Genomic DNA, 21,865 nt, shown 5'->3' with positions numbered 1-21,865 from the left:
GTTCGACCTAACAAAAGAAAAACAAAATACAAAGTAATCGTATTTTTGTCGATAAAAAGCCCCGCACGACTCGGTCCTGCGGGGCTTTTTCTTGTGTGCCGCCCTTGCCTGCTAAACAGGCAGGAAGTCGTTATGCAAAAACGGCCCGGATGATCCGGGCCGTTTCATATCGAAGACCGGAGGACAATCAATCCATCATGCCGGCGCCTCTTGCATAATTTCAAGCATAGGTGCGCAAACGCAGCGAAAAATCCTGCAGCGACCTGATGCCGGAAGTTTCGGCCTTGGCGCACCAGTCCTGCAGCTGCTGCAGCAACTGGTCGCGACTGGCGTGCGAACGTTCCCAGATTGCCCCGAGTTCGACCCGCATCTCATGCATGGTCTTGAGCGCCTTGCTGTGGACGAACAATTCGGACAGCTGCTGCTGATGCGTGGCTTCCAGCTTGCATGGTTCGCGTTGTAAAAGTTTTTTTGACGAATTCAGGAAACCTGACTCCAGCTGCGCTTTTTCTTTCAGGTAAGCCAATTCTTCATGCCATGCGCGCTTCAGGAATTTGACGTACTTCGACATCACCTCATAGCGGTTGGCAATCACCGATTGCAGCGTATCGAGGTCAGCAATCAGCTTCTGCCGATCGAATTTCGGCTGCGGCGCGATTTTCCTGATCTTTGCCAAGCCAATGATTTCCATCATGCGGATATACATCCAGCCGATATCGAATTCATACCATTTCGACGACAGTTTGGCCGAAGTGCCAAAGGTGTGGTGATTATTATGCAATTCTTCGCCACCAATCAGAATCCCCCACGGCACAATGTTGGTGGAGGCATCGACGCAGTCATAATTGCGATAGCCCCAATAGTGGCCGACCCCGTTGATGATGCCGGCGGCAGTAATCGGAATCCACATCATCTGCACCGCCCAGACGGTGATGCCGATGACGCCGAACAGCAGCACGTCAATGAACAGCATCAGCACCACGCCTAAGCCACTGTATTTAGTGTAGACATTGCGCTCCAACCAGTCATCGGGAGTGCCGTGGCCGTATTTTTCGATAGTTTCGCGGTTTTTCGATTCGGCACGATACAGTTCCGCCCCCTCGAACAGCACTTTCCTGATGCCACGCGTAACCGGACTATGCGGATCTTCTTCCGTTTCGCACTTGGCATGATGCTTGCGATGAATCGCCGCCCACTCCTTGGTCACCTGCCCTGTGGTCAGCCACAGCCAGAAGCGGAAAAAATGACTCGGAATTGCATGCAACTCGAGCGCCCGGTGGGCTTGGCAGCGGTGCAGGAAAATCGTCACCGAAGCAATCGTGATGTGCGTGACGATCATGGTGAAAATGAACACTTGCCATCCGCTTGCCCGGCTAATGCCGGCGGAGAGAAAATCCAGCGACGCCTCAAAAATACTACTTAAAATCATTACTTCTCCGAATGAATCGCATCCGCGCGACTGTTTCCACGCCGACTAAATTTAGTCGGCATTGTACGCCCTTTGCAGAATTAGGATTTCAGCTGCGAATGCGCCTGTCTTTGGAAATGCACAAAGAATAAACGCCAGATCGCGCCTTATTTGTAAGACACTGCGCCCTGCCGGTGCCGCTCCCAGTTCTGCGCGTAGCGCGCTGCCAGCAACGGATTTTTGCGGGCGATCAGAATATTTTCCGCATTTTTATGCTGTGCCGACCAGGTGAAATTGTAGCTGCCGGTAATCACCGTAGCACTTGCGGTGCCGGCATCAATGACGATGACCTTGTTGTGCGCATTCTGATATTGGGTCTCCAGCCACACCGGAACCCCGGCTTGCGACAAGTCATGCGCTTTGGAGGATGGAACCTTGGCGGACTGCTCGGCATCGAGCAACACCAGAACGCTAACGCCGCGCTGCTGCGCGGCAATCAATGCATCGGCGATTTTTTTACTGGTCAGCAGGTAGGTTTGCACCAGTATCTGCTTTTTTGCGCCATCGATTGTAGTGATGATCAGTGTTTCAATATCATCCCAGGGCGAAAAAGCTGCTTGCAGGGTTCCTTGCGCGGCGATCGGATCAATCGACGACGCATCGAACGCCTGCGCTATCGGGGCGCCCGATAGCGCACCGACACCGGCCAGGGCGAGGCAAGCCCTGACAACTCGCCGCCGATTGAAAAACTCAATCAACTTGGGCCGGCTCGATTGCGTCCTCGGTGGCTGCAGCGGTCGCCACCGGCAGCGTCTTGCGCACCATAGCAGCGGCAAAAAAGCCGTCAGTCTGATGCAGATGCGGCGCGAGCTTCAAGTAATCCTGCATTTCGAGCGGGATTTTCTGCTCTGCCAGCACCTCTTTCATCGGCAACAGCGTGAAATCCGGATGACTGGACAAGAACTGGCTGACGATATCTTCGTTTTCCTCGTTCAGCAGGCTGCAGGTTGCATACACCAGCCGCCCGCCCGGCTTGAGCAGTCTGGCGGCGCTATCCAGGATGGCCGTCTGCTTCGCATTGAGTTCAACAATCGATTCCGGCGTCTGGCGCCATTTGACATCCGGGTTGCGTCGCAAGGTGCCCAGGCCGCTGCAGGGTGCATCGACCAGCACCCGGTCGATCTTGCCGGCCAGGCGTTTGATCTTGGCATCGCGTTCATGCGCGATCAGGACTGGATGCACGTTCGACAAGCCGCTGCGCGCCAGGCGCGGCTTGAGTTTGGCCAGGCGCTTTTCGGACACATCGAAAGCGTACAGGCGTCCGGTATTGCGCATTGCGGCACCCAACGACAAGGTTTTACCGCCGGCGCCGGCGCAGAAATCAACCACCATTTCACCGCGCCTGGCGCCCACCACTTGGGACAGCAACTGGCTGCCCTCGTCCTGGACTTCGATCGCGCCCTCCTTAAACAAAGGCAGATTTTGCAATGCCGGTTTCTTGATGACCCGCAGCCCCAGCGGCGAATACGGGGTCGGCTCGCACAGGATCGGCGCTTCTGCCAGTTTGGTGATGACGTCGTTGCGTGCCGCCTTGATCGAATTGACGCGCAAATCCAGCGGCGCCGGCTGGTTCAGGGCGTCGGCCAGTTGCAATGCCTGCTCCTGGCCATCGCGCGCAACCAGCTTTTCAAACAACCATTGCGGCAGATTCGAACGCAATGCAGGCTGCAGCAGGTTGCGGTCGATTTGCATCACCCGCGTCAGCCATTCGGTCTCCTCCTCGCTCAGGCCGCCGAGCACATCCACGCCCACCGCATCGGCCAGCCCGAGCAGGGTCAGCTTGCGCATGGTGGCGCCGCCGCCCGATTCGGCGAAGCTCGAATACACCGATTTATTGCGCAGCAGACCATAAATGCCTTCCGCAATGACGCCGCGCTCGCGCGAGCCCAAGCGCGGATGATCACGGAAATAGCGCGACAGCGTACCGTCGGCGGGGCCGGTAAAGCGCAAGATCTCGCGCAATACTTCTTCGGTTTGGTGTATGACTGCGGGTGGCAATCTCATGCGACATCCTTCTTTGTATGATCTGGCCGACATTCTTCGGCGTGGGTGCGGAGCTGCTTCTGCTGTGATGCCAGGCTGCCTTCGATAAACATGCGTACCGCACGCGGATAAATGAGGTGTTCCTGCACCAGCACGCGCGCCGCCAGCGATTGTTCGGTATCGCCCGGCAGAACAGGAATTTTTGCCTGCAGCACGGCCGGGCCATGATCAAGCTCGTCGGTGACGAAGTGCACCGTTGCGCCATGCTCGGCAACGCCAGCCGCCAACGCCTGCCGATGGGTGGCCAGGCCGGGGAAATTCGGCAGCAGCGATGGATGGATATTCAGTATCCGGCCGGCATAATGGGCGACAAACGGCGCCGTCAGGATCCGCATGAATCCGGCCAGCACCACCAGGTCGGGCGCAAAACCGTCGATGGCCGACTGCAGTGCGGCATCGAACTCCGCCCGGGATGGATAATCCTGGTTGGAAACGACCGCGGTCAGGATCGCGTGCGCGGCGGCGAATTGCAGGCCGGCAGCGTCGGCACGGTTGCTGATGATGGCGGCAATTCTGGCCGGCCAGCGCTCAGCCTCCAAGGCGCGAACTATCGCCTCCATATTGCTGCCGCGCCCGGAAATCAGGATAACGATGTTTTTCATGGCGCGCATTGTACCTTTTGTTGCGGGTTCGGATAGGAAAACAAAAAGCCGACTACGCGGTCGGCCTGTTCAGGACCCGCATTTGCCGGCCTTATTCGAAAGAGTAAAACACCCTGAACGCGACCTTTTTTTCGGCCCAGAAATCGGCGGCATCGCGAAACACATCCAACAAGGTTTCGCGCGCTTCCTTGTCGAATTTCGGGGTGTTGGGAATCTGTTCCAGCACCACCACAAAGCCAGGCTGGCGACCCGCCTTATGCACCAGGTCGGTCAGGCAGTCCGACAGCGCATCAAAATTCTTGCCAAAATGCTTTGGAAAGTGAAACGATTCCGCAATGGTGGACAGCACCTGCTGCTTGGTCGCGGCGTCCCCGCAATAGGCATACAGGAAATGCTGCCCAAGATTGGCGGCTTCCAGTTGCAGATCGGCGACCCGAAACGCGCGGATGGATTGCACCACATTTGGCAGCACGGTTTTTAACAAACTCATTTAACCCTCGGCTGGTACAAAAATTGGGCGTTGGTTTTTATATCCATCATTCTGCGATGCGTCTAAAACTAGCATAGTGATCTTCGGTGTAATAGTACTCGCCGGATGTCTGCGGGTTGCCGCCGGCCACGATGCGGCGCGGTCCGCGGCTGCGCACACCCGGCGTCCTGACGGTGTATTCGTGGTAATACCCGCGCTTCTGCCTGGGCAGTACCTGCTCATAATTACCAAAAACAACACCGTCCTTGGCGTAAGAAAAAGGGCCGCCCTGCTTGATTTGCACCAGCACTTGTTGCGCCTGCCTGGGCAGGTCGGATACATGCACCGCAGCCAGCGCTGCGGCATCCCTTGCCGACACGCCGACGGAAAACAGGATCGCGGCAAAAAAAAGGATGGTAGTGCGCAGTGATTTGAAATTCAAATTCATTTTCCGTCGATGTAATACATCCATTGGCAAACGTCAAAAACCCGAACCCCCATAGGGTAACGTGTTGTAGAAAACGAATCAACCCGAATCACAAGTAGATATTCTGTTTGGATATGCGGCAAAGCAGCAATTAATCAAGCTGGCAAATAAAAAAAACATGCGGATATGGCCTCCATCGGTGCTCTGGCATTTTTGCCGGACAATTCAGGCATTCCGCAGAATGCCTGAAATTATGCACATACGACGTATTGTATATTTTAATACCGTAACAAATACATGTGAAAAACTGGATTAAATCAATATACCCTGCATATTTCAATAATTTCAGAATTATTTTGAAGCGCAGGGACGGCAGCGATGATTCAGGTACCAAAAAAATTGAGCACATTTTCACGCTGCACAAAAGTATCCCGCAACCCCAGCGCAATCAGTTCCCGGGTATAGCTGGACTGAAACAACAAATAAGACGCCAGCGCCGCACCGCGGGCCTCGGTCGCACCGATGCCGCCCAATAGCGTTCGGATCGGGCGCGGCAGGCTGCCGACGTGGCGGCTGGCAATTTCATCGAGCCGCTCGGAAGGCGCAATGATCAGGGTCTGGATCGGGCGCAGTGGCGTCCTGCCTTTCATTTCGTCAGGCAGCATCGAAAGCGTCAGGTTGATGCGATTCAGGCGCTCGATGTCAACCGCCAGGCTATCCAGGAAAATGCTCGACATTGCGTGTCCGGCGATCTGGGCCAGGCTGGGATAGGGCGCGAACTCGGCTGTAGCGCGCTCCGGTTCCGCCAGGCGGCCGGCGCCGATTACCAGTATCTTGTCCGCCCCCAGGTGAATGGCTGGCGAAATCGGCGCCAGCTGCCGCATCGAACCGTCGCCGAAATACTCGCGGCGACCGAAACAGTACAAAGGCGTGGCTGGGAAAATGAAGGGAATGGCAGCCGAGGCCAGCAAGTGATCAACGCCGATCTGGCCTCGCAGGGCGGTGCGCTGGGTCCGGCTCCAGGGTTCGATATCGACGGCGCTCTGGTAAAAAGTCAGGTGCTGCCCTACCGTATAAGACGACGCCGTCACCGCCAGCGCATGCAAGCTGCCGCCGGACAATGCTGCATCCAGCCGCGGCAAATCCAGCATCCGGTGCAACAGGCTGATCAGCGGCGTGTTATCCAGCAATGCGTTGGGCGGATTCGCATGCCATTGCCGCAGCATCCAGCCGAACGACAGGATCGACAGCCAGCGCGCGCCGGAACGGATGACGCCAAGCGAATCGGCGCGATACACATGCTCGACTTCGAAATGTTCCCACACATTGACCAGAGCCTGCACGCCGGCGCCGAAATCGTCGGCGCTGCAGGCCAGTGCGGTCGCATTGATGGCGCCGGCCGAGGTGCCGCAAATAATGTCGAATGGATTGCGTTCGGAGCGCCAGCCTGCCTCGCCAAGCAGCTCCGCAATGGCCTGCAATACGCCGATCTGATAAGCGGCGCGGGCGCCGCCGCCGGTCAGCACAAGACCCGTTTTCCTTCTTTTTAGCATGGTCGAAGATTAACAGGCTGCAGCTCTTTTGTGTTGTCCGGCGGCGCGCAAACCGCCAATGCGCGCGCCTTAATCCCCCTTGTCGGTACCCTCCCGGCGCGGATCGGCACCGCCGAACCACATCTCTTCGCCGTGGATGCTGACGCGCATGATGCCTTGCAGGCCGGAAGTCTGCTCCATCACGCGTAGATTGTGGCCCTTCGCTTTTAATTCATCGACCAGTGCGTCCGAAACCCGGCCACGCTCCAGTTCGGTCGGGCCGTTGCGGCTGCCGAAGTTCGGCAGGCTGATCGCCTGCTGCACGTTCAGGCCCCAGTCCATGGTGCCGACCAGTACCTTGGCGACGTAGTTGATGATCGCCGAACCGCCCGGTGAACCGATGGTCAGCAGCAGCTTTTTGCTGCCCTTTTCGAACACCAGGGTCGGCGCCATCGTGCTGCGCGGGCGCTTGCCGCCCTGTACCCGGTTGGCGATCGGGCCGTTGGCGTCAGTGGAATCGAAGGAAAAATCGGTCAGCTGATTATTCAGCAGGAAGCCGTCCACCATCTGGCGCGAGCCAAACGCATCCTCAAGCGTGGTCGTCATCGAAATCGCATTGCCGCTGCCATCCACAATCGAGATGTGCGAAGTGCCGGACAATTCCGGTGAAGTATCCTGGCCCCAGGCCAAGTTCATTGCAGGCGGCGTGCCGGGCTTGGCTGTACCCATCGACGTGTCGCCGATCAGCGCCGCGCGCTGCGCCAGATATTGCTTGTCCAGCAGCGGCTTGATGCTGTTGCCCGGCAATGGCACGAAATCGGTATCGGCCACATAGCGGCCACGATCCGCATACGCCAGCCGCCCTACTTCCGAAAACAAATGCACCGCATCCGCAGTCAGGACGCCGTTTTGCGGCGCAAACGGGCGAATGTCCCGGCTTTCCAGCATGCCGAGCATTTGCGCGATGGCGATCCCGCCGGAAGACGGCGGCGGCATTCCGCATACGGTCCAGGCCTTGTAGTCGCTGCAGACCGGTGCGCGCACCCTGGCCTGGTAGCCGGCAATATCGGCTGCGGTCAACAGGCCGGGATTGAGCGGATGGTTTGCAACCTTGGCGGCGATATCCTGCGCAATGCGCCCTGTGTAAAAACTGCCGGCACCGCCGGCGGCAATCTCCCTGAAGACCTGCGCCAACGCCGGATTTTTCAGCATATGGCCGACCGGCCATGACCTGCCTTGCGGATTATAAAAATACGCGGCAGCGACTGCATCTTTTTTCAGGTGCTGCTCGGAAGCCAGCAACGCATTGAGGCGTGGGCTGACTGAAAAACCCTGCTCGGCCAAGCGGATCGCGGGCGTAAACAGCTCGGCCCACGGCAGCTTGCCGTATTGCCGGTGCGCCAGTTCCAGCATGCGCAGTACGCCAGGCGCACCGACCGAGCGGCCGCCCACCACGCCTTCATAGAACGGCAGCGCTTTGCCATGCGCATCCAGGAACAGCTTTTCGGTAGCCCTGGCCGGTGCGGTTTCGCGGCCGTCAAAAGCCTGCACGCTGCTGCCGTCAAAATGCATCAGGAACGCGCCGCCGCCAATGCCGGAGGATTGCGGCTCGACCAGGTTGAGCACCATCTGGGTCGCAATCGCCGCATCCACCGCCGAGCCACCCGCCTTGAGCACCTGGTAACCGGCTTCGGTGGCCAGCGGATTGGCGGCCGCCACCATGAATTTCGCGGCGACCGCGCCGGATTTTTCGGCATAGCCGCTGGCGGCTTCCGGCGCGGCCATGCCGGCAGCCGGGATTTCGTAACGGAAACCGGGGCTGCCAGCGCAAGCACCCAGCAAAACAGCGGCAGTGCAGGCGATGATGGCGCTTCTGATGGCGGTCATGGCAGTCTTCCATAAAAAAAGGCAAGCCAAGCTTGCCTTAGTGTAATCGGATTAAGCGGCATCGCCATTACGACAATGAGGATGCCGCAATACAGCCGCTTATTTCGGCTGCATCCGGATTGCGCCGTCCAGACGGATGGTTTCACCGTTGAGCATCACATTTTCGATGATGGTTTTTGCCAGATGCGCATATTCGGCCGGTTTGCCCAGGCGCGGCGGGAACGGCACCATCTTGCCCAGCGCATCCTGCACTTCCTGCGGCATGCCCAGCAGCATCGGCGTCTCGAAAATCCCCGGTGCGATGGTCATCACGCGAATCCCGCTGCGCGACAGGTCGCGCGCCATCGGCAGCGTCAGGCCAACCACGCCGGCCTTGGACGAGCCATACGCGGCCTGGCCGATCTGGCCGTCATACGCAGCCACCGAAGCGGTATTGATGATGATGCCGCGCTCGCCCTGATCGGTGGCATCGGTTTTAGCCATCGCATCGGCAGCCAGGCGCGACATGTTGAAGGTGCCGACCAGATTGATGTTGATGACGCGCTGGAATACTTCCAGCGGATGCGGGCCTTCTTTACCGACCGTTTTCACTGCGGGCGCAACGCCGGCGCAATTCACCAGTCCGCGCAGCGTACCCATTGCGGTTGCGGTGGCGACCACCGCCAATCCATCCGCCTCGGAAGTGACATCGCACTTGACGAACTTGCCGTTCAATTCTGCCGCAAGTTTTTCACCTGCTTCCACCTGAACGTCGGCCAGCACGACCTTGCCGCCGCCCTGGACGATCATGCGTGCAGTTGCCGCGCCCAAGCCGGAGGCTCCGCCGGTAATGATGAATACGCTATCCTTGATTTGCATGTTTTGCTTCCTTGATGAGTGAAGTTTCGATTTCTGATTATGTTGCCGAGATTACGTTTACGTAATGGTAAATCATCTTGGATTGTAGCTAATTTTTCCAGTGCAACGTTGAAAAAGCGGCTTTCGCCGCTTTTTCATTTAACAAGTTATGACCTTATCGCAGATTGACTTCCACCCGTCGCGCCTGCGCATCGTCGGTTCCGCCCAGTGCGGTCTGCGGCTTTTCCAGCACGATCGCATCCTCCGCAATGCCGGCAGCGAGCAACAGCTGCCTGACGCTGAGTGCGCGCTTCTTGGCGATTTCGGCATTGATTGCGGGATCGCCGCTGGCATCGTGATAACCGCTCAATACCAGCTTGCTGCCGACCGTGGATTTAGCTGCGGCGACCATCGGCGCCAGTTGATCGGCGGCGCCGGCCGGGGCGGCACTTACTCCCGAGGCGAAAGTGATTATCACGGCAGCCACCTGCGGCACGGCTGCAGGCGACGCCGCTGGTGCGGTTCCTGCCGGCGCAATCACTTCGCCGATGCCGGCCGATGACGTCACTACCGCAACCGGTGCCGGCATGGCGGCGCTCTGGATACCGGTTACCGGCAGCAAAGGCACGATCAGCAGCGCAACGATATTGATGATCTTGATCAGCGGATTGACTGCCGGCCCTGCGGTATCTTTATACGGGTCGCCGACTGTGTCGCCGGTGACTGCCGCCTTGTGCGCGTCCGACCCCTTGCCGCCGAAATTGCCATCCTCGATGTACTTCTTGGCGTTGTCCCAGGCGCCGCCGCCGGTGGTCATCGAAATCGCGACGAACAGGCCGGTGACGATGGTACCCATCAGCAAGCCGCCCAGCGCTGCCGGCCCGAGAATCAGTCCGACCAGCACCGGCACCACCACCGGCAACAGAGAAGGCAACACCATTTCCCGGATGGCGGAGGCAGTCAGCATGTCAACCGCCTTGTCGTACTCCGGCTTGCCGCTGCCATCCATGATGCCCTTGATGTCGCGGAACTGGCGCCGCACCTCGACCACTACCGCGCCGGCGGCGCGCCCGACCGCTTCCATCGCCATCGCGCCAAACAGGTACGGGATCAGGCCGCCGATGAACAGGCCGACGATCACCATCGGGTTCGACAGGTCGAACGTGATGTTCTGACCGACCGATTCCAGCGCATGGGTGTAATCAGCAAACAGCACCAGCGCCGCCAGCCCGGCGGAGCCGATCGCATAACCTTTGGTGACGGCCTTGGTGGTGTTGCCGACCGCATCCAGCGGATCGGTGATCGCCCGCACCGACTCCGGCATGCCGGACATTTCGGCAATGCCGCCGGCGTTATCGGTGATCGGGCCGTAAGCGTCGAGCGCCACGATGATGCCGGCCATCGACAGCATTGCAGTGGCGGCGATGGCGATCCCGTACAGGCCGCCGAGCCAGTACGAGGTCAGGATCGCTGCGCACACCGCCAGCACCGGAAAGGCAGTCGATTTCATCGACACGCCGAGGCCGGCAATGATGTTGGTGCCGTGCCCGGTGGTCGACGCCTGGGCGATATGCTTGACCGGCTTGAAATCGGTGCCGGTGTAATACTCGGTGATATACACCATCAGGCCGGTCAGCACGATGCCGACCAGGGCCGAACCCATCATCGGCCAGCGCATGTCCGGCGGCATGATCAGCCAGGTCGCAATCGCAAAACCGATCAGGGACAAGCCCGCCGCCCACCACAAGCCGGTGTACAGTGCCGACATGATCTTCTTGTCCGGCTTGGCCTTGACCATGCCGCAGCCGATGATGGAAGCGAAAATGGATGCGCCGCCCAGCGCCAGCGGATACAGCACCGCCTGCGCTTCCGCGCCCTTGACCAGCAGGCTGCCCAGCAGCATGGTGGCGATCAGCGTCACCACGTAGGTTTCAAACAAATCGGCCGCCATGCCGGCGCAATCGCCGACGTTGTCGCCGACGTTGTCGGCAATCACGGCCGGATTGCGCGGATCGTCTTCCGGAATGCCGGCTTCCACCTTGCCGACCAGATCGGCGCCGACATCGGCGCCCTTGGTGAAGATGCCGCCGCCGAGCCGGGCGAAAATCGAGATCAGGGAAGCGCCGAACGCCAGCCCGATCAGCGGCTTGATGACGTCATGCAGCGACACCGTGCTGCCCAGCCCGTGCGGCGCGGACACCGTGAGCACCCAGTAAAACAGCGTCACCCCCAACAGGCCCAGGCCGACCACCAGCATGCCGGTGATCGCGCCGCCCTTGAACGCCACATCGAGCGCCTGGCTCATGCCCTTGGTGGCAGCCTGTGCAGTGCGCACGTTGGCACGCACCGATACGTTCATGCCAATGAAGCCGCAGGCGCCGGACAACAGCGCGCCGATCAGGAAGCCGACTGCAGTGGTCAGCCCGACTCCCGGCAAAACAGCAATGATGACGAACAGAACCACGCCGACCAGTCCGATGGTGCGGTACTGGCGTGCCAGATAGGCGGCAGCGCCCTGCTGAATGGCAGCTGCGATTTCCTGCATGCGGGGGTTGCCGGGATCCTGCTTGAGAATCCAGCGTCGAGAATTGAGCCCATACACCACTGCAACCAAGCCACTGAGCACCGCAAACCATAAGACTGCTGCCATATTGCCTCTCCCTGTTATTAACGACATGGTTAAAAACATTCCGGGTAGTGGCGCTGGATTTTCATTATCCGACGTTCGCTACCCGTTTTTTGCAAAATGCGATGGTTCTTTTATTTATGCCTGACACTTGGCTCGCGACAAGACACCCGAATTGATCGCAGCACAAATCATTATAGGACCTGGAGTATCACCATTTTCAATGTATTTAGTGCATATTATTATTGCGGTATGAAAATATACTCCATGAATATCAAAGCATTGGCGGAAGCGTCGCTTTCTGGTAAAAAAATCCCGGCACAGATCTGCAGATTTTTTCGTCTCGCCCCTGCCTTTCGTGGACAGGGTTTTTCCCGCCGGCGAAGCGGGTATTTGTGTAGCTGTCTGATTGCCTGCGCTAACAAAAAAGCGGACACAAGGTCCGCTTTCTTTACTCTGCCAGTGCCGCGAAAGCCCGATCGCGAATTTCCTCGACTTGGCCGACGCCGGCAATCTTGCGATATTTCGGCGCGCCCGGCAAGCCGGCCTGCGCCCAGTTACCGTAATACTTGACCAGCACTTCGGTTTGCTCGTGGTACACCGCCAGGCGCTTCCTGACGGTTTCTTCCTGGTCGTCGTCGCGCTGCACCAGCGCTTCGCCGGTCTCGTCATCCTGGCCGGCAACTTGCGGCGGATTGTATTTGACGTGGTAGGTACGGCCCGACGCCGGATGGACGCGGCGGCCACTCATGCGGTCGATGATGGCTTCGTCCGGAACATCGATTTCCAGCACGTAATCAATGGCCACGCCGGCATCCTTCATCGCGTCGGCCTGCGGAATGGTGCGCGGGAAACCGTCGAACAGGTAACCGTTGGCGCAATCCGCATCTTTCAGGCGGTCCTTGACCAGGCCGATGATGATGTCGTCCGACACCAGGCCGCCGGCATCCATCACTTTTTTTGCGGCCAGGCCCAGCGGGGTTCCGGCCTTGACCGCGGCGCGCAGCATGTCGCCGGTGGAGATTTGCGGAATATTGTATTTTTCCTTGATGAATGTGGCCTGTGTACCTTTGCCGGCACCTGGTGCTCCTAACAGGATGAGACGCATGTTATTTCCTAAGACGAGTTTGAATTATGTCTGCAATTGCATCCGATATGCGCCTGGTCAGGACGATATGCTGCACTGCGATAATATGTTTTATCACATTAACTTTTCACGAAACTTACCACAAAATTATGCTGAATCGCTATTTTGATAACAAATTCACATCAAAATATTGGCGTAAAACAAGTGGCTATTGGAAGTATTGGCGCACCCGGATCAGGTCATCCCAGGTATCGACGCCGGCCGCCGGCGCAGCATCGGTGACGTGCACGGCAATCGGAAAACCGTGCCACAGCACCCGCAACTGCTCCAGCGCCTCGATTTGTTCCAGCGGCGACACCGGCAGCGCAGGATAGGCTTGCAGGAATGCATTGCGATACGCGTACAGGCCGATATGGCGCAATGGAACATAGCCCGGCGGCATGACCGTGCGGGATTCTGCGAACGCATCGCGCTGCCAGGGAATGGTTGCGCGCGAGAAATACAGCGCGCGGCCGGCGCGGTCGAGCACGACTTTCACCACATTCGGGTTGAACGCATCCCACACGTCGTCGATCGGGTGCGCTGCGGTGGCCATCGGCACGCAGTCGGCGATCTGTGCTGCAGTTGCAGCAATCAGGGCCGGATCGATCAACGGTTCGTCGCCCTGCACATTGACCACCACCGCATCGGCGGCCAGGCCAATGGCGGCGGCGACCTCGGCGATCCGGTCGGTGCCGCTGGGATGGTCGCTGCGGGTCAGGCTGGCGCGCACGCCGTGGGCGGCGCAGGCGGCCAGGATATCGATGTGGTCGGTGGCGACGATGACCTCACTGGCGCCGGACAGCAGCGCGCGCTCGGCCACCCTGACCACCATCGGCTTGCCGCCCAGATCGGCCAATGGCTTGTTGGGCAGCCGGGTCGACGCCAGCCGGGCCGGGATGATGACGGTAAAAGCCATCGTGCGCTTCAGGTACTGCCCTGGATTTGCGGCGGCGCGGTCAGCGTGCGGGCCTGGTCGGCCCACATGATCGGAATGCCGTCGCGGATCGGATAGGCCAGTTTGTCGGCGCGGCAGATCAGTTCCTGCGCTTTTTTGTCATGCACCAGCGGGCCCTTGCACAACGGGCACACCAAGATTTCAAGCAGTCGAGTGTCCACGACATTTCTCCAGAATTCGTTGGACCAGCGCACCATCGAGGTGCGCGGTCACGGGAACGACCCACAGCCGCGGATCGTGCTTCAGTTCAGTCACAAGCGCACATTTTACTGCATCCTTCTCCGTGATCAGGATGATGTCGGCGCCAATATCGGCAAATGGATTGACGGCAAAATCGTAATGATCGGGCAGCGGCAATTCATCGAAAACCAGCCCGGCCTGATGCAATGTGGCAAAAAACCGTGCCGGACTGCCGATCCCGGCCGCCGCCGCGATCTTCCCCGGCAGCACGCTCAATTTACGCAGCGGCAACTGCTGGGCCGGATCGCACAGGCGCTGCGCCACTGCGCCGGTCAATTCCATCCGATAGGCGTCGGCCGGCATCGCGGCCGGCAGATCGGCGCCCTGCGCCAAATTGAGCACCGTAAAGTCGCGCCGGCGCGTGGCCGGCTCGCGCAAGGGACCGGCCGGCAGCAGCCAGCCGTTGCCGGCGCCGCGGCCGTCGAACAGGACGATTTCGACATCGCGCGCCAGCCGGTAATGCTGCAGGCCATCGTCGGAGACGATGCAATCGAGTTCCGGATGCGCGCTCAACAAGGCTTGTGCCGCCGCCACCCGGTCGCGCCCGACCATCACCGGGCACTGCGCGCGGCGGGCGATCAGCAGCGGCTCGTCGCCGACCTGCTGCGGCGTCGCGTCCGGCAGCACCAGGCGCGGCATTTCCGCCGACGCACCGTAGCCGCGCGAAATCACGCCCGGCACGCGGCCGGCGCGGCGCAGCGCCTCGACCAGCCAGATCGTCAGCGGCGTCTTGCCGGTGCCGCCGACGAATACGTTGCCGACGATGATGACCGGCACCGGCAGCCGCACCGATGCCAGCCAGCCGCGGCGGTACAGCGCCCGCCGCAGCGCCAGCACGGCGCCGAACAGCCGCGCCAGCGGCCACAGCGCGCACGCCAGGAGGCCGCGGCGCAGCCAGGCGCGGTTCAGAGTCGATTCGAGAGTGGATCGGGCAGAAGCCAAGGTCGTTTTTCCGAGGGCGCGGGCAATTTTATATACTTACTGCAGCATTTTTAGTATGCGCAATATGGTACTGCGGAAAATGCTATGTTTTTTTGCATACCCCCGCATGAAATTATTTTTTACCGCTCACCTGAGTGGCAAATGTCACCTTGGCGAATTGCGCCAGGCGGGCCGCTTCCAGCACGTTGATCACGCTCTGATGGGGCGCGGCGCCGTCGGCGCTGATGACCACCACCGGGTCTTTTTGCGGCACGCCATTGAGCGTCGCTGCGGCTTTCAGGCTTTCGGCCAGTTCCTGCACATCGTGGTAGGCCACTGCGGTATCGTTGATGAGGTAACGGCTGCTGTCGGTGCCAACGCCGACATTGATCTCGAACGGCCGCTGCGGCACCTTTTCGGCGTCCGCAGTCGGCAGCGTAATTTGCAATTCGGAAAACTTGCTGTAGGTGGTCGTGACCATCAGGAAAATCAGGATCACCAACAGCACATCGATGAACGGGATCAGATTGATTTCAGGTTCTTCGCGAGCGCTGATTTTACGAAATTTCATGCTGCGCCTTTCGCTTACGACTGCCGTGTGCCATGCACGACGTCAACGAATTTCACCGCTTTTTGCTCCATATCGACGATGAAACTATCGACCAGCGCACGGAAATGCCGGTAAAAAACCAGCGCCGGCATCGCAATCAGCAAGCCGAAACCGGTGTTGTAGAGCGCTACCGAAATGCCGTGCGCCAGCTGCGCCGGATTGGCTCCGGTGGCGGTCTGCGAGCCGAAAATCTCGATCATCCCGACCACGGTGCCGAACAGCCCCATCAGCGGCGCCAGCGAGGCAATCGTCCCCAGCGTGGTCAAAAACCGCTCGAGTTCATGCGCGACGCCGCTGCCGGCTTCCTCGATCGACTCCTTCATGATCTCGCGCGGCGCGTCGACGCTGCGCAGGCCGGCGGCCAGCACGCGGCCCAGCGGCGAATTCTGCTCCAGCTTGTCGATCACTTCGGCGTTCACCTTGCCGCTGCGATGGACGCGGATCACTTCGTCGAGCAAAGTCGGCGGCAGCACCAGATTGCGCCGCAAATAGATGCTGCGTTCGATAATCAGCGCCAGTGCAATGACTGAAGAAATGAGCAACAGCCAGATCGGCCACCCGGCTGCTTGAATAATGGCGAACAAAGGAAACTCCCGGTTGGTATTGAAGATGGATTGAATAGCGCGAAGCCGCAATGTAACGTGTTGGGAACGTGGCGGCAAGCACGAATCCATTGCCAGCGCACGAAAAAAACACGATCCCGCAGCCTGCCCCGCCCGTTGTCCCCAATCATCAAGTTCTGCACAAATTATGTGGATAACTTTGTGTGCAAGTAATGGGTAGACGATTAAGTGGTTGATTCTTATGGCTTTATAAAACCTGAACGAAAATTAGGCAGACGTTGTGCGCGCCATCCACTCCAATGTTGTGCACATATTTTGTGGATAACTGTGTGCGCAAGCTCAGGAACAAGTTATAAGCCGTTGATTACAAATTGATTTAACGTTTTGATTAAAATCAAGGCAGAGGCAATTTCCAGCCGGAATCGCATTAATTTCATTGTCACAAACGCCACAAAACGCTGCAGCGGCGCATAAAACAGCGCAAACCGGCAGCATTGCATGGCACAATCGCCGGCAATCCCGGTTCTGCACATTTTTTGTGGATAACTTTGTGCGCAAGTACCGAAGCCGGGGCCGAAGTACTTGATCCGTAAGGATTTTTCATTGTCGTCTATAAAGAATGCAGCGCCATATCGATGATTACGCCAAACGACTCCCCGGATATTTTTCCCGCTACGCCGATCCTGAGCGTCTCGGCACTCAATCAGGCGGTAGCCAGGATGCTGGAGCGCGGCTTCCCGCTGACCTGGGTGGCGGGAGAAATTTCCAACTTCACCCGCGCCGCATCCGGCCACTGGTATTTCACGCTCAAGGACAGCACCGCCCAAGTGCGCGCGGTGATGTTCCGCGGCCGCGCCCAATACGCCGACTTCATCCCCAGGGATGGCGACCGGGTCGAACTGCGCACGCTGGTCACGCTGTATGCGCCGCGCGGCGATTACCAGCTGAATGTGGAAGCGATCCGGCGCGCCGGCATCGGCAACCTGTTCGAGGCGTTTCTGCGGCTGAAAGAAAAGCTCGGCGCCGAAGGCTTATTCGACCCGGCGCGCAAACGGCCGCTGCCGCTGTTCGCCAGAACCATCGGCATCGTCACCAGCCCGCAAGCCGCCGCCCTGCGCGACATCCTGAGCACGCTGCAGCGGCGCGCCCCGCATGTCGAGGTGATCCTGTACCCGACCCCGGTGCAGGGCGAAGGCGCTGGCGGCAAAATCGCCGACGCCATCCGTCTCGCCTCCAACCGCGGCGACTGCGATGTGTTGCTGCTGTGCCGCGGCGGCGGCAGCATGGAAGACTTGTGGTCGTTCAATGAGGAAGCGGTGGCGCGTGCGATTGTCGATTGCAACATGCCGGTGATTGCCGGCGTCGGCCATGAAACCGACTTCACCATCGCCGACTTCGCCGCCGACCTGCGCGCGCCGACCCCGACCGCCGCCGCCGAGATGGCAGCCACGCCGCGCGCCGACTGGCTGGCAACCATCATGTCACAGGCCGATGCGCTGCTGCGCGCAAGCCGCCGGCAGCTGTCGGACCGCGGCCAAACGCTGGACTGGCTGTCGCACCGCTTGCTCAGTCCGAAGGCGGCCATCGCCCGCGAACGGCAGCAACTGCAGGCGCTCGGCCAGCGCCTGCGCTTGGCCGAGCGCACCCGGCAAAGCGCGGCGCGCTTTGCACTGACACAGATCAGCACCCGGCTCGGCGCACAACGGCCCGATAGCGCCGCCCGGCGCAATCTGTTGCACGAACATGCGCGCCGCCTCGCTGCGCAACTGGCATCCGCAGCAACCCAGCACCGGCAAGCGCTGGCGGCACTGGCCGCGCAACTGGAACTGCTGAACCCGCAACGCACGCTGGAACGCGGCTACGCCATCGCCACCAACGCTAAAGGCCAGGTCATCCGCAGCCCCAACGCACTGCACCCGCGCGACACCGTCACGCTGCGCCTGGCCGGCGGCAGCGCCCAGATCGGCATCGCCAGCGTGCAGCCGGTGCTGGAATCGCTGGGATCCCCCGAATAAGCGCCGCCTGCAAGCGATGCGCATCCGTCATACAATTGACGATCCTGCAAAATCGATTTTTACCTGAACGAACAACCAAAAGGACACATCATGGAACATACCCTGCCAGCCCTGCCGTACGCATTGGACGCACTGCAACCGCACATCTCCAAGGAAACCCTGGAATACCATTACGGCAAGCACCATCAGACCTACGTCACCAACCTGAACAATCTGATCAAGGGCACCGAGTTTGAAAACGCCACGCTGGAAGACATCACACGCAAGGCGTCCGGCGGCCTGTTCAACAACGCAGCCCAGGTTTGGAACCACTCCTTTTACTGGAATTGCCTGTCGCCCAACGGCGGCGGCGCACCCAGCGGCGCGCTGGCTGCCGCGATCAACGCCAAATGGAGCTCGTTCGACAAGTTCAAGGAAGAATTCACCAAATCCGCAATCGGCAACTTCGGCTCCGGCTGGACCTGGCTGGTGAAAAAGGCCGACGGCTCGGTCGACCTCGTCAACACTTCCAACGCTGCGACCCCATTGACCGGCGCCGACAAGCCGCTGCTGACTTGCGACGTCTGGGAACACGCGTACTACATCGACTACCGCAACGCTCGCGCCAAGTACGTCGAAAGCTTCTGGAATCTGGCCAACTGGGATTTCGTCGCGAAGAATTTCGCCTAAGCGTCGTCAGCGCTGTCTAAAAATGTGACAAATTGAATATGTTTTAACAAATGTTCAATGAACATCAAGAGCCATTGCTTTAATGTAATGGCTCTTTTTTTTGCTTAATCGTGTCTGTTCACGCTGGCCGTACTCGTTCCGACTTCCCGCTGACAGCTTGAGTTGCGCGGCCACCATGCGCAACGGGAAACGGCACTTCATCGGCGGGAGCAGAGGCAACCGTTCCCCGAAACGAAGTAGCCCACTGAATCAACCGTGATAGCGCAACGCACTGATCAGTAAGGCGAATGCGTCAATCGTGCACTAACTAACCAGCCCTACAGCGCTCCCCCAGCAATGCCGAACGCGTCACGGGAGTTTGCAGTTGCTCGAGCCACCACTGCAGCGCCCGCCCCTGACCCGCCTTGCCGCCCTTGCGCCAAGCGTAACTGGAATGGATCTGCTGTTTGGCCCGTTCCACGCTTTTGACCACCAGCCGTCCGGTGTCGATATAGGGTTGCGCGAGGCAGGTAGGCAAGAAGCCGGCGCCCAAACCTCTCACCTGCGCATCCAGTTTCGTGGGCATATCCGCCACGGTGAGCACATCCTGTCCGGTCAGCAGGCCAATCGAGAGGCTCGCACCATGCTGGACCGAGTCGGCAATCGCTACCGCCCGGTGCTGGCGAATCACCTTATCAGATAACGGCTCAGTTACGTGTGCCAGTGGATGATGCGGCGCCACCGCAAAAACAAAACTCACCGTGCCAAGGGGTTCCCGGCGCAGGCCAGTCTTCGTGTTGTCATCCATCACCACGCCTAGCGCAAGATCAGCCTGCCCGCACGTCAGGGCCTCCAGCGTGCCAGACAGCGTTTCGGCACGCAGCTTTAGCCTGGTTGGCGGATTCAGCTTTAAAAAAGTTGCGCAAAGTTCCATCACCGTAACATGATCGATGATGCTGTCTACCGCAACGGTGAACTGCGGCTCCCACCCCGTTGCCACGCGCTTGACGCGATTGGCTACCGCGTCGATTTCCGCTAACAAGCCGGCCCCCTCCCGCAGCAGTTCCGCACCCGCTTCTGTCAGTTGGGCCTGGCGTGAGCTGCGGTCAAACAGCAATACGTCAAGGGCGTCTTCCATCTGACGCACACGGTAAGTCAGGGCACTTGGCACCATGTTGCTGGCGCGTGCCGCCGCCGCAAAACTGCCAGTATCGGCGATCACTTGCAGCATGGCGAGGGAGTTAGGGGTCAATACATCGCGCGGTGTGGGCATGAAAGTCATCTTAATTCAATTATTTTGAATGATGCCATCAAATTGCCAGGATCAGCAAGGCGTTGGCCGCGACCACAATGGTTCCGGCATCGACAAGGGCTGCGGCTAAGCAACAAGGGGCGAGAGATTGCAAATCTCTTACCCACCGTTTTACCTCGCCCCGAACCTCACAGTTTGTTTCATCCATAAATTGAGTCTCATGCATGACAAAGCCGACCTTACTTACCGGGCCAGAACTGCTTTCCGGGGAGGATTTTGCCCGCGTATGCACCGAAGTCACTGGTAAGCCCGTCCAATACGTCACGCCGGACGAGGCCACCTTAACCTCCCTGCAACTATTGATCTGTACGGAGGGCGCATTGGCCAATGACGAGGGACGCGCAATCTATCAGTCGATTTGCGGCGCATGTCGCGCACCCGAGAATGCCATGGTCAGTTCGCCCAAAGCAGGCGACACTGCCGAATGGAGCCGGCGCTTGCCCAAGGGACTGGAGGCGGTCACGGACAACGCCGTCAATGGTTTCCGCGGCCATGCCGCCCAAAGGGCGGCGCCAGCATGCTTTCCCGCGAGCAGGTTCGCCAAGCGATCGAGTACATGGCGGTGCCCAGGAAATGAGGCGTCGGCTTTTTTTAGGATAGGGTACAAAAATGAGCGGTTATCTGGAAAACGGCCAATGGCACGACGGCTGGTATGACACCCGAGCCACCCATGGCGAGTTCGTACGCACCGTGTCGGGCTTTCGCGATTGGGTCACTGCGGACGGGTCCAGCGGCTACCCGGCCGAACCGGGCCGTTACCACCTCTATGTTTCGCTGGCCTGTCCCTGGGCGCACCGGACCCTGATTGCACGGGCTCTGAAAAAGCTCGAGGCGACCGTGCCGGTATCGATCGTGGAGCCGGCGATGTCGGACCAGGGCTGGGCCTTCAGCGCAACCCTGCCTGACAAGGCAAACGGTTTCTCCCATTTACATCAGCTTTACACCGCGGCTCGGCCCAACTATACGGGGCGGGTCTTGGTGCCGGTGCTGTGGGACACCCAGACCCGCACCATTGTCAGTAACGAATCGGCGGAGATCGTGCGCATGCTGAACCAGGCATTCAATGCCTTCGGGGACGAGCGGGTCGATCTTTACCCGGCGCCGCTGCGCGATGAAATCGACCGCATCAACCAGTTCGTTTACGACAACATCAACAATGGCGTCTACCGCTGCGGTTTCGCCTCCACTCAGGCCGCTTACGAGCAGGCTTTCGCCCGGCTGTTTGAGGCCCTGGACCGGATCGAGTTGATGCTCGCCAGCAGTCCTTATCTGGTCGGGCGATCGGCCACGGAGGCGGATTGGCGGCTATTTACCACCCTGGTCCGTTTCGACGCGGTCTATTTCGGACACTTCAAGTGCAACCGCAACCGTATCGAGGATTTTCCGCATCTGTCGCGCTATATGCGGGAACTCTACCTGGTACCGGATGTGGCATCGACGGTGAATATCGACCACATCAAGCGCCACTACTACATCAGCCATCCCCACATCAATCCGTCGCGCATCGTGCCAGTGGGGCCACGGCTCAATTTCCTCGCTGCCGCCGACCAGGCCGGCGGCAGCCAGCATTAACGGCGGCAT

The 21,865-nt window shown here is 59.3% G+C and carries 19 protein-coding genes and 1 pseudogene; 3 read left to right on the top strand and 17 right to left on the bottom strand.

Annotated elements, in window-relative coordinates; translation table 11 throughout:
• Window positions 1–220: 220 nt before the first annotated feature.
• From HMCN_RS0106200 to HMCN_RS0106125, 16 genes and pseudogenes are all read right to left on the bottom strand, one after another.
• On the bottom strand, window positions 221–1,429 hold the full coding sequence (locus HMCN_RS0106200; RefSeq protein WP_025916564.1) for an acyl-CoA desaturase: 1,209 nt from the start codon (window positions 1,427–1,429) through the stop codon (window positions 221–223).
• A gap of 146 nt (window positions 1,430–1,575) precedes the next feature.
• The gene (locus tag HMCN_RS0106195) at window positions 1,576–2,166 is read right to left on the bottom strand and encodes a phospholipase D family protein (RefSeq protein ID WP_025916563.1); all 591 of its coding nucleotides are present in this window, start codon (window positions 2,164–2,166) and stop codon (window positions 1,576–1,578) included.
• On the bottom strand, window positions 2,159–3,472 hold the full coding sequence (locus tag HMCN_RS0106190; protein WP_025916562.1) for an RsmB/NOP family class I SAM-dependent RNA methyltransferase: 1,314 nt from the start codon (window positions 3,470–3,472) through the stop codon (window positions 2,159–2,161). Before HMCN_RS0106190 ends, HMCN_RS0106195 begins: the two co-directional genes overlap by 8 nt.
• Window positions 3,469–4,113 carry a phosphoribosylglycinamide formyltransferase gene (gene purN / locus HMCN_RS0106185; RefSeq protein ID WP_025916561.1) on the bottom strand — a complete coding sequence of 215 codons (645 nt, stop codon included), beginning with the start codon at window positions 4,111–4,113 and terminating at the stop codon, window positions 3,469–3,471. The genes HMCN_RS0106190 and purN overlap by 4 nt, the downstream gene beginning before the upstream one ends.
• Before the next feature lie 91 nt (window positions 4,114–4,204).
• Window positions 4,205–4,603, bottom strand: a pseudogene (locus HMCN_RS0106180) (barstar family protein); the annotation flags it as partial.
• 46 nt (window positions 4,604–4,649) lie between these two features.
• A complete protein-coding gene (locus HMCN_RS0106175) occupies window positions 4,650–5,030 on the bottom strand; it encodes a ribonuclease (protein WP_035626056.1) in 381 nt (126 codons plus the stop codon).
• 362 nt (window positions 5,031–5,392) lie between these two features.
• The gene (locus HMCN_RS0106170) at window positions 5,393–6,562 is read right to left on the bottom strand and encodes a patatin-like phospholipase family protein (RefSeq protein WP_025916558.1); all 1,170 of its coding nucleotides are present in this window, start codon (window positions 6,560–6,562) and stop codon (window positions 5,393–5,395) included.
• A 69-nt stretch (window positions 6,563–6,631) separates the two neighbouring features.
• The gene (gene ggt / locus HMCN_RS0106165; RefSeq protein WP_035626055.1) at window positions 6,632–8,428 is read right to left on the bottom strand and encodes a gamma-glutamyltransferase; all 1,797 of its coding nucleotides are present in this window, start codon (window positions 8,426–8,428) and stop codon (window positions 6,632–6,634) included.
• A gap of 99 nt (window positions 8,429–8,527) precedes the next feature.
• Window positions 8,528–9,286: a 3-hydroxyacyl-CoA dehydrogenase gene (locus HMCN_RS0106160; RefSeq protein ID WP_025916556.1), complete on the bottom strand. Its 759-nt coding sequence runs from the start codon at window positions 9,284–9,286 to the stop codon at window positions 8,528–8,530.
• Between the two features lie 154 nt (window positions 9,287–9,440).
• Window positions 9,441–11,915 carry a sodium-translocating pyrophosphatase gene (locus HMCN_RS0106155; RefSeq protein WP_025916555.1) on the bottom strand — a complete coding sequence of 825 codons (2,475 nt, stop codon included), beginning with the start codon at window positions 11,913–11,915 and terminating at the stop codon, window positions 9,441–9,443.
• Between the two features lie 427 nt (window positions 11,916–12,342).
• The gene (gene adk, locus HMCN_RS0106150) at window positions 12,343–12,999 is read right to left on the bottom strand and encodes an adenylate kinase (protein ID WP_025916554.1); all 657 of its coding nucleotides are present in this window, start codon (window positions 12,997–12,999) and stop codon (window positions 12,343–12,345) included.
• A 187-nt stretch (window positions 13,000–13,186) separates the two neighbouring features.
• A complete protein-coding gene (kdsB, locus tag HMCN_RS0106145; RefSeq protein ID WP_025916553.1) occupies window positions 13,187–13,936 on the bottom strand; it encodes a 3-deoxy-manno-octulosonate cytidylyltransferase in 750 nt (249 codons plus the stop codon).
• Between the two features lie 8 nt (window positions 13,937–13,944).
• Window positions 13,945–14,136, bottom strand: a complete 192-nt coding sequence (locus tag HMCN_RS0106140; protein WP_025916552.1) for a Trm112 family protein — start codon at window positions 14,134–14,136, stop codon at window positions 13,945–13,947.
• Window positions 14,117–15,157, bottom strand: a complete 1,041-nt coding sequence (gene lpxK / locus HMCN_RS0106135; RefSeq protein ID WP_025916551.1) for a tetraacyldisaccharide 4'-kinase — start codon at window positions 15,155–15,157, stop codon at window positions 14,117–14,119. The genes HMCN_RS0106140 and lpxK overlap by 20 nt, the downstream gene beginning before the upstream one ends.
• Window positions 15,158–15,269: 112 nt before the next feature.
• Window positions 15,270–15,707 (bottom strand): biopolymer transporter ExbD, encoded by a 438-nt coding sequence (locus tag HMCN_RS0106130; RefSeq protein WP_025916550.1) that lies wholly within the window; start codon window positions 15,705–15,707, stop codon window positions 15,270–15,272.
• A gap of 14 nt (window positions 15,708–15,721) precedes the next feature.
• Window positions 15,722–16,330, bottom strand: coding sequence for a MotA/TolQ/ExbB proton channel family protein (locus tag HMCN_RS0106125; protein WP_025916549.1), 609 nt, complete (start codon window positions 16,328–16,330; stop codon window positions 15,722–15,724).
• 614 nt (window positions 16,331–16,944) lie between these two features.
• Here HMCN_RS0106125 and xseA point away from each other — a divergent pair.
• A complete protein-coding gene (gene xseA, locus HMCN_RS0106115) occupies window positions 16,945–18,324 on the top strand; it encodes an exodeoxyribonuclease VII large subunit (RefSeq protein ID WP_025916548.1) in 1,380 nt (459 codons plus the stop codon).
• 90 nt (window positions 18,325–18,414) lie between these two features.
• A complete protein-coding gene (sodB, locus tag HMCN_RS0106110; RefSeq protein ID WP_025916547.1) occupies window positions 18,415–18,993 on the top strand; it encodes a superoxide dismutase [Fe] in 579 nt (192 codons plus the stop codon).
• Window positions 18,994–19,300: 307 nt separating this feature from the next.
• Here the strand turns inward: sodB and HMCN_RS0106105 are convergent, their stop codons facing one another.
• Complete coding sequence (locus HMCN_RS0106105; protein ID WP_155837433.1) at window positions 19,301–20,245, bottom strand: LysR family transcriptional regulator; 945 nt, start codon at window positions 20,243–20,245, stop codon at window positions 19,301–19,303.
• Between the two features lie 648 nt (window positions 20,246–20,893).
• Here HMCN_RS0106105 and HMCN_RS0106095 point away from each other — a divergent pair.
• A complete protein-coding gene (locus HMCN_RS0106095; RefSeq protein WP_025916545.1) occupies window positions 20,894–21,856 on the top strand; it encodes a glutathione S-transferase family protein in 963 nt (320 codons plus the stop codon).
• Window positions 21,857–21,865 lie beyond the last annotated feature (9 nt).

This window comes from Herminiimonas sp. CN (assembly GCF_000622895.1).
Lineage (GTDB): Bacteria > Pseudomonadota > Gammaproteobacteria > Burkholderiales > Burkholderiaceae_D > AVCC01.
Note: the sequence above shows the minus strand (reverse complement) of the source record. Positions and strands in the feature narration are given on the sequence as shown.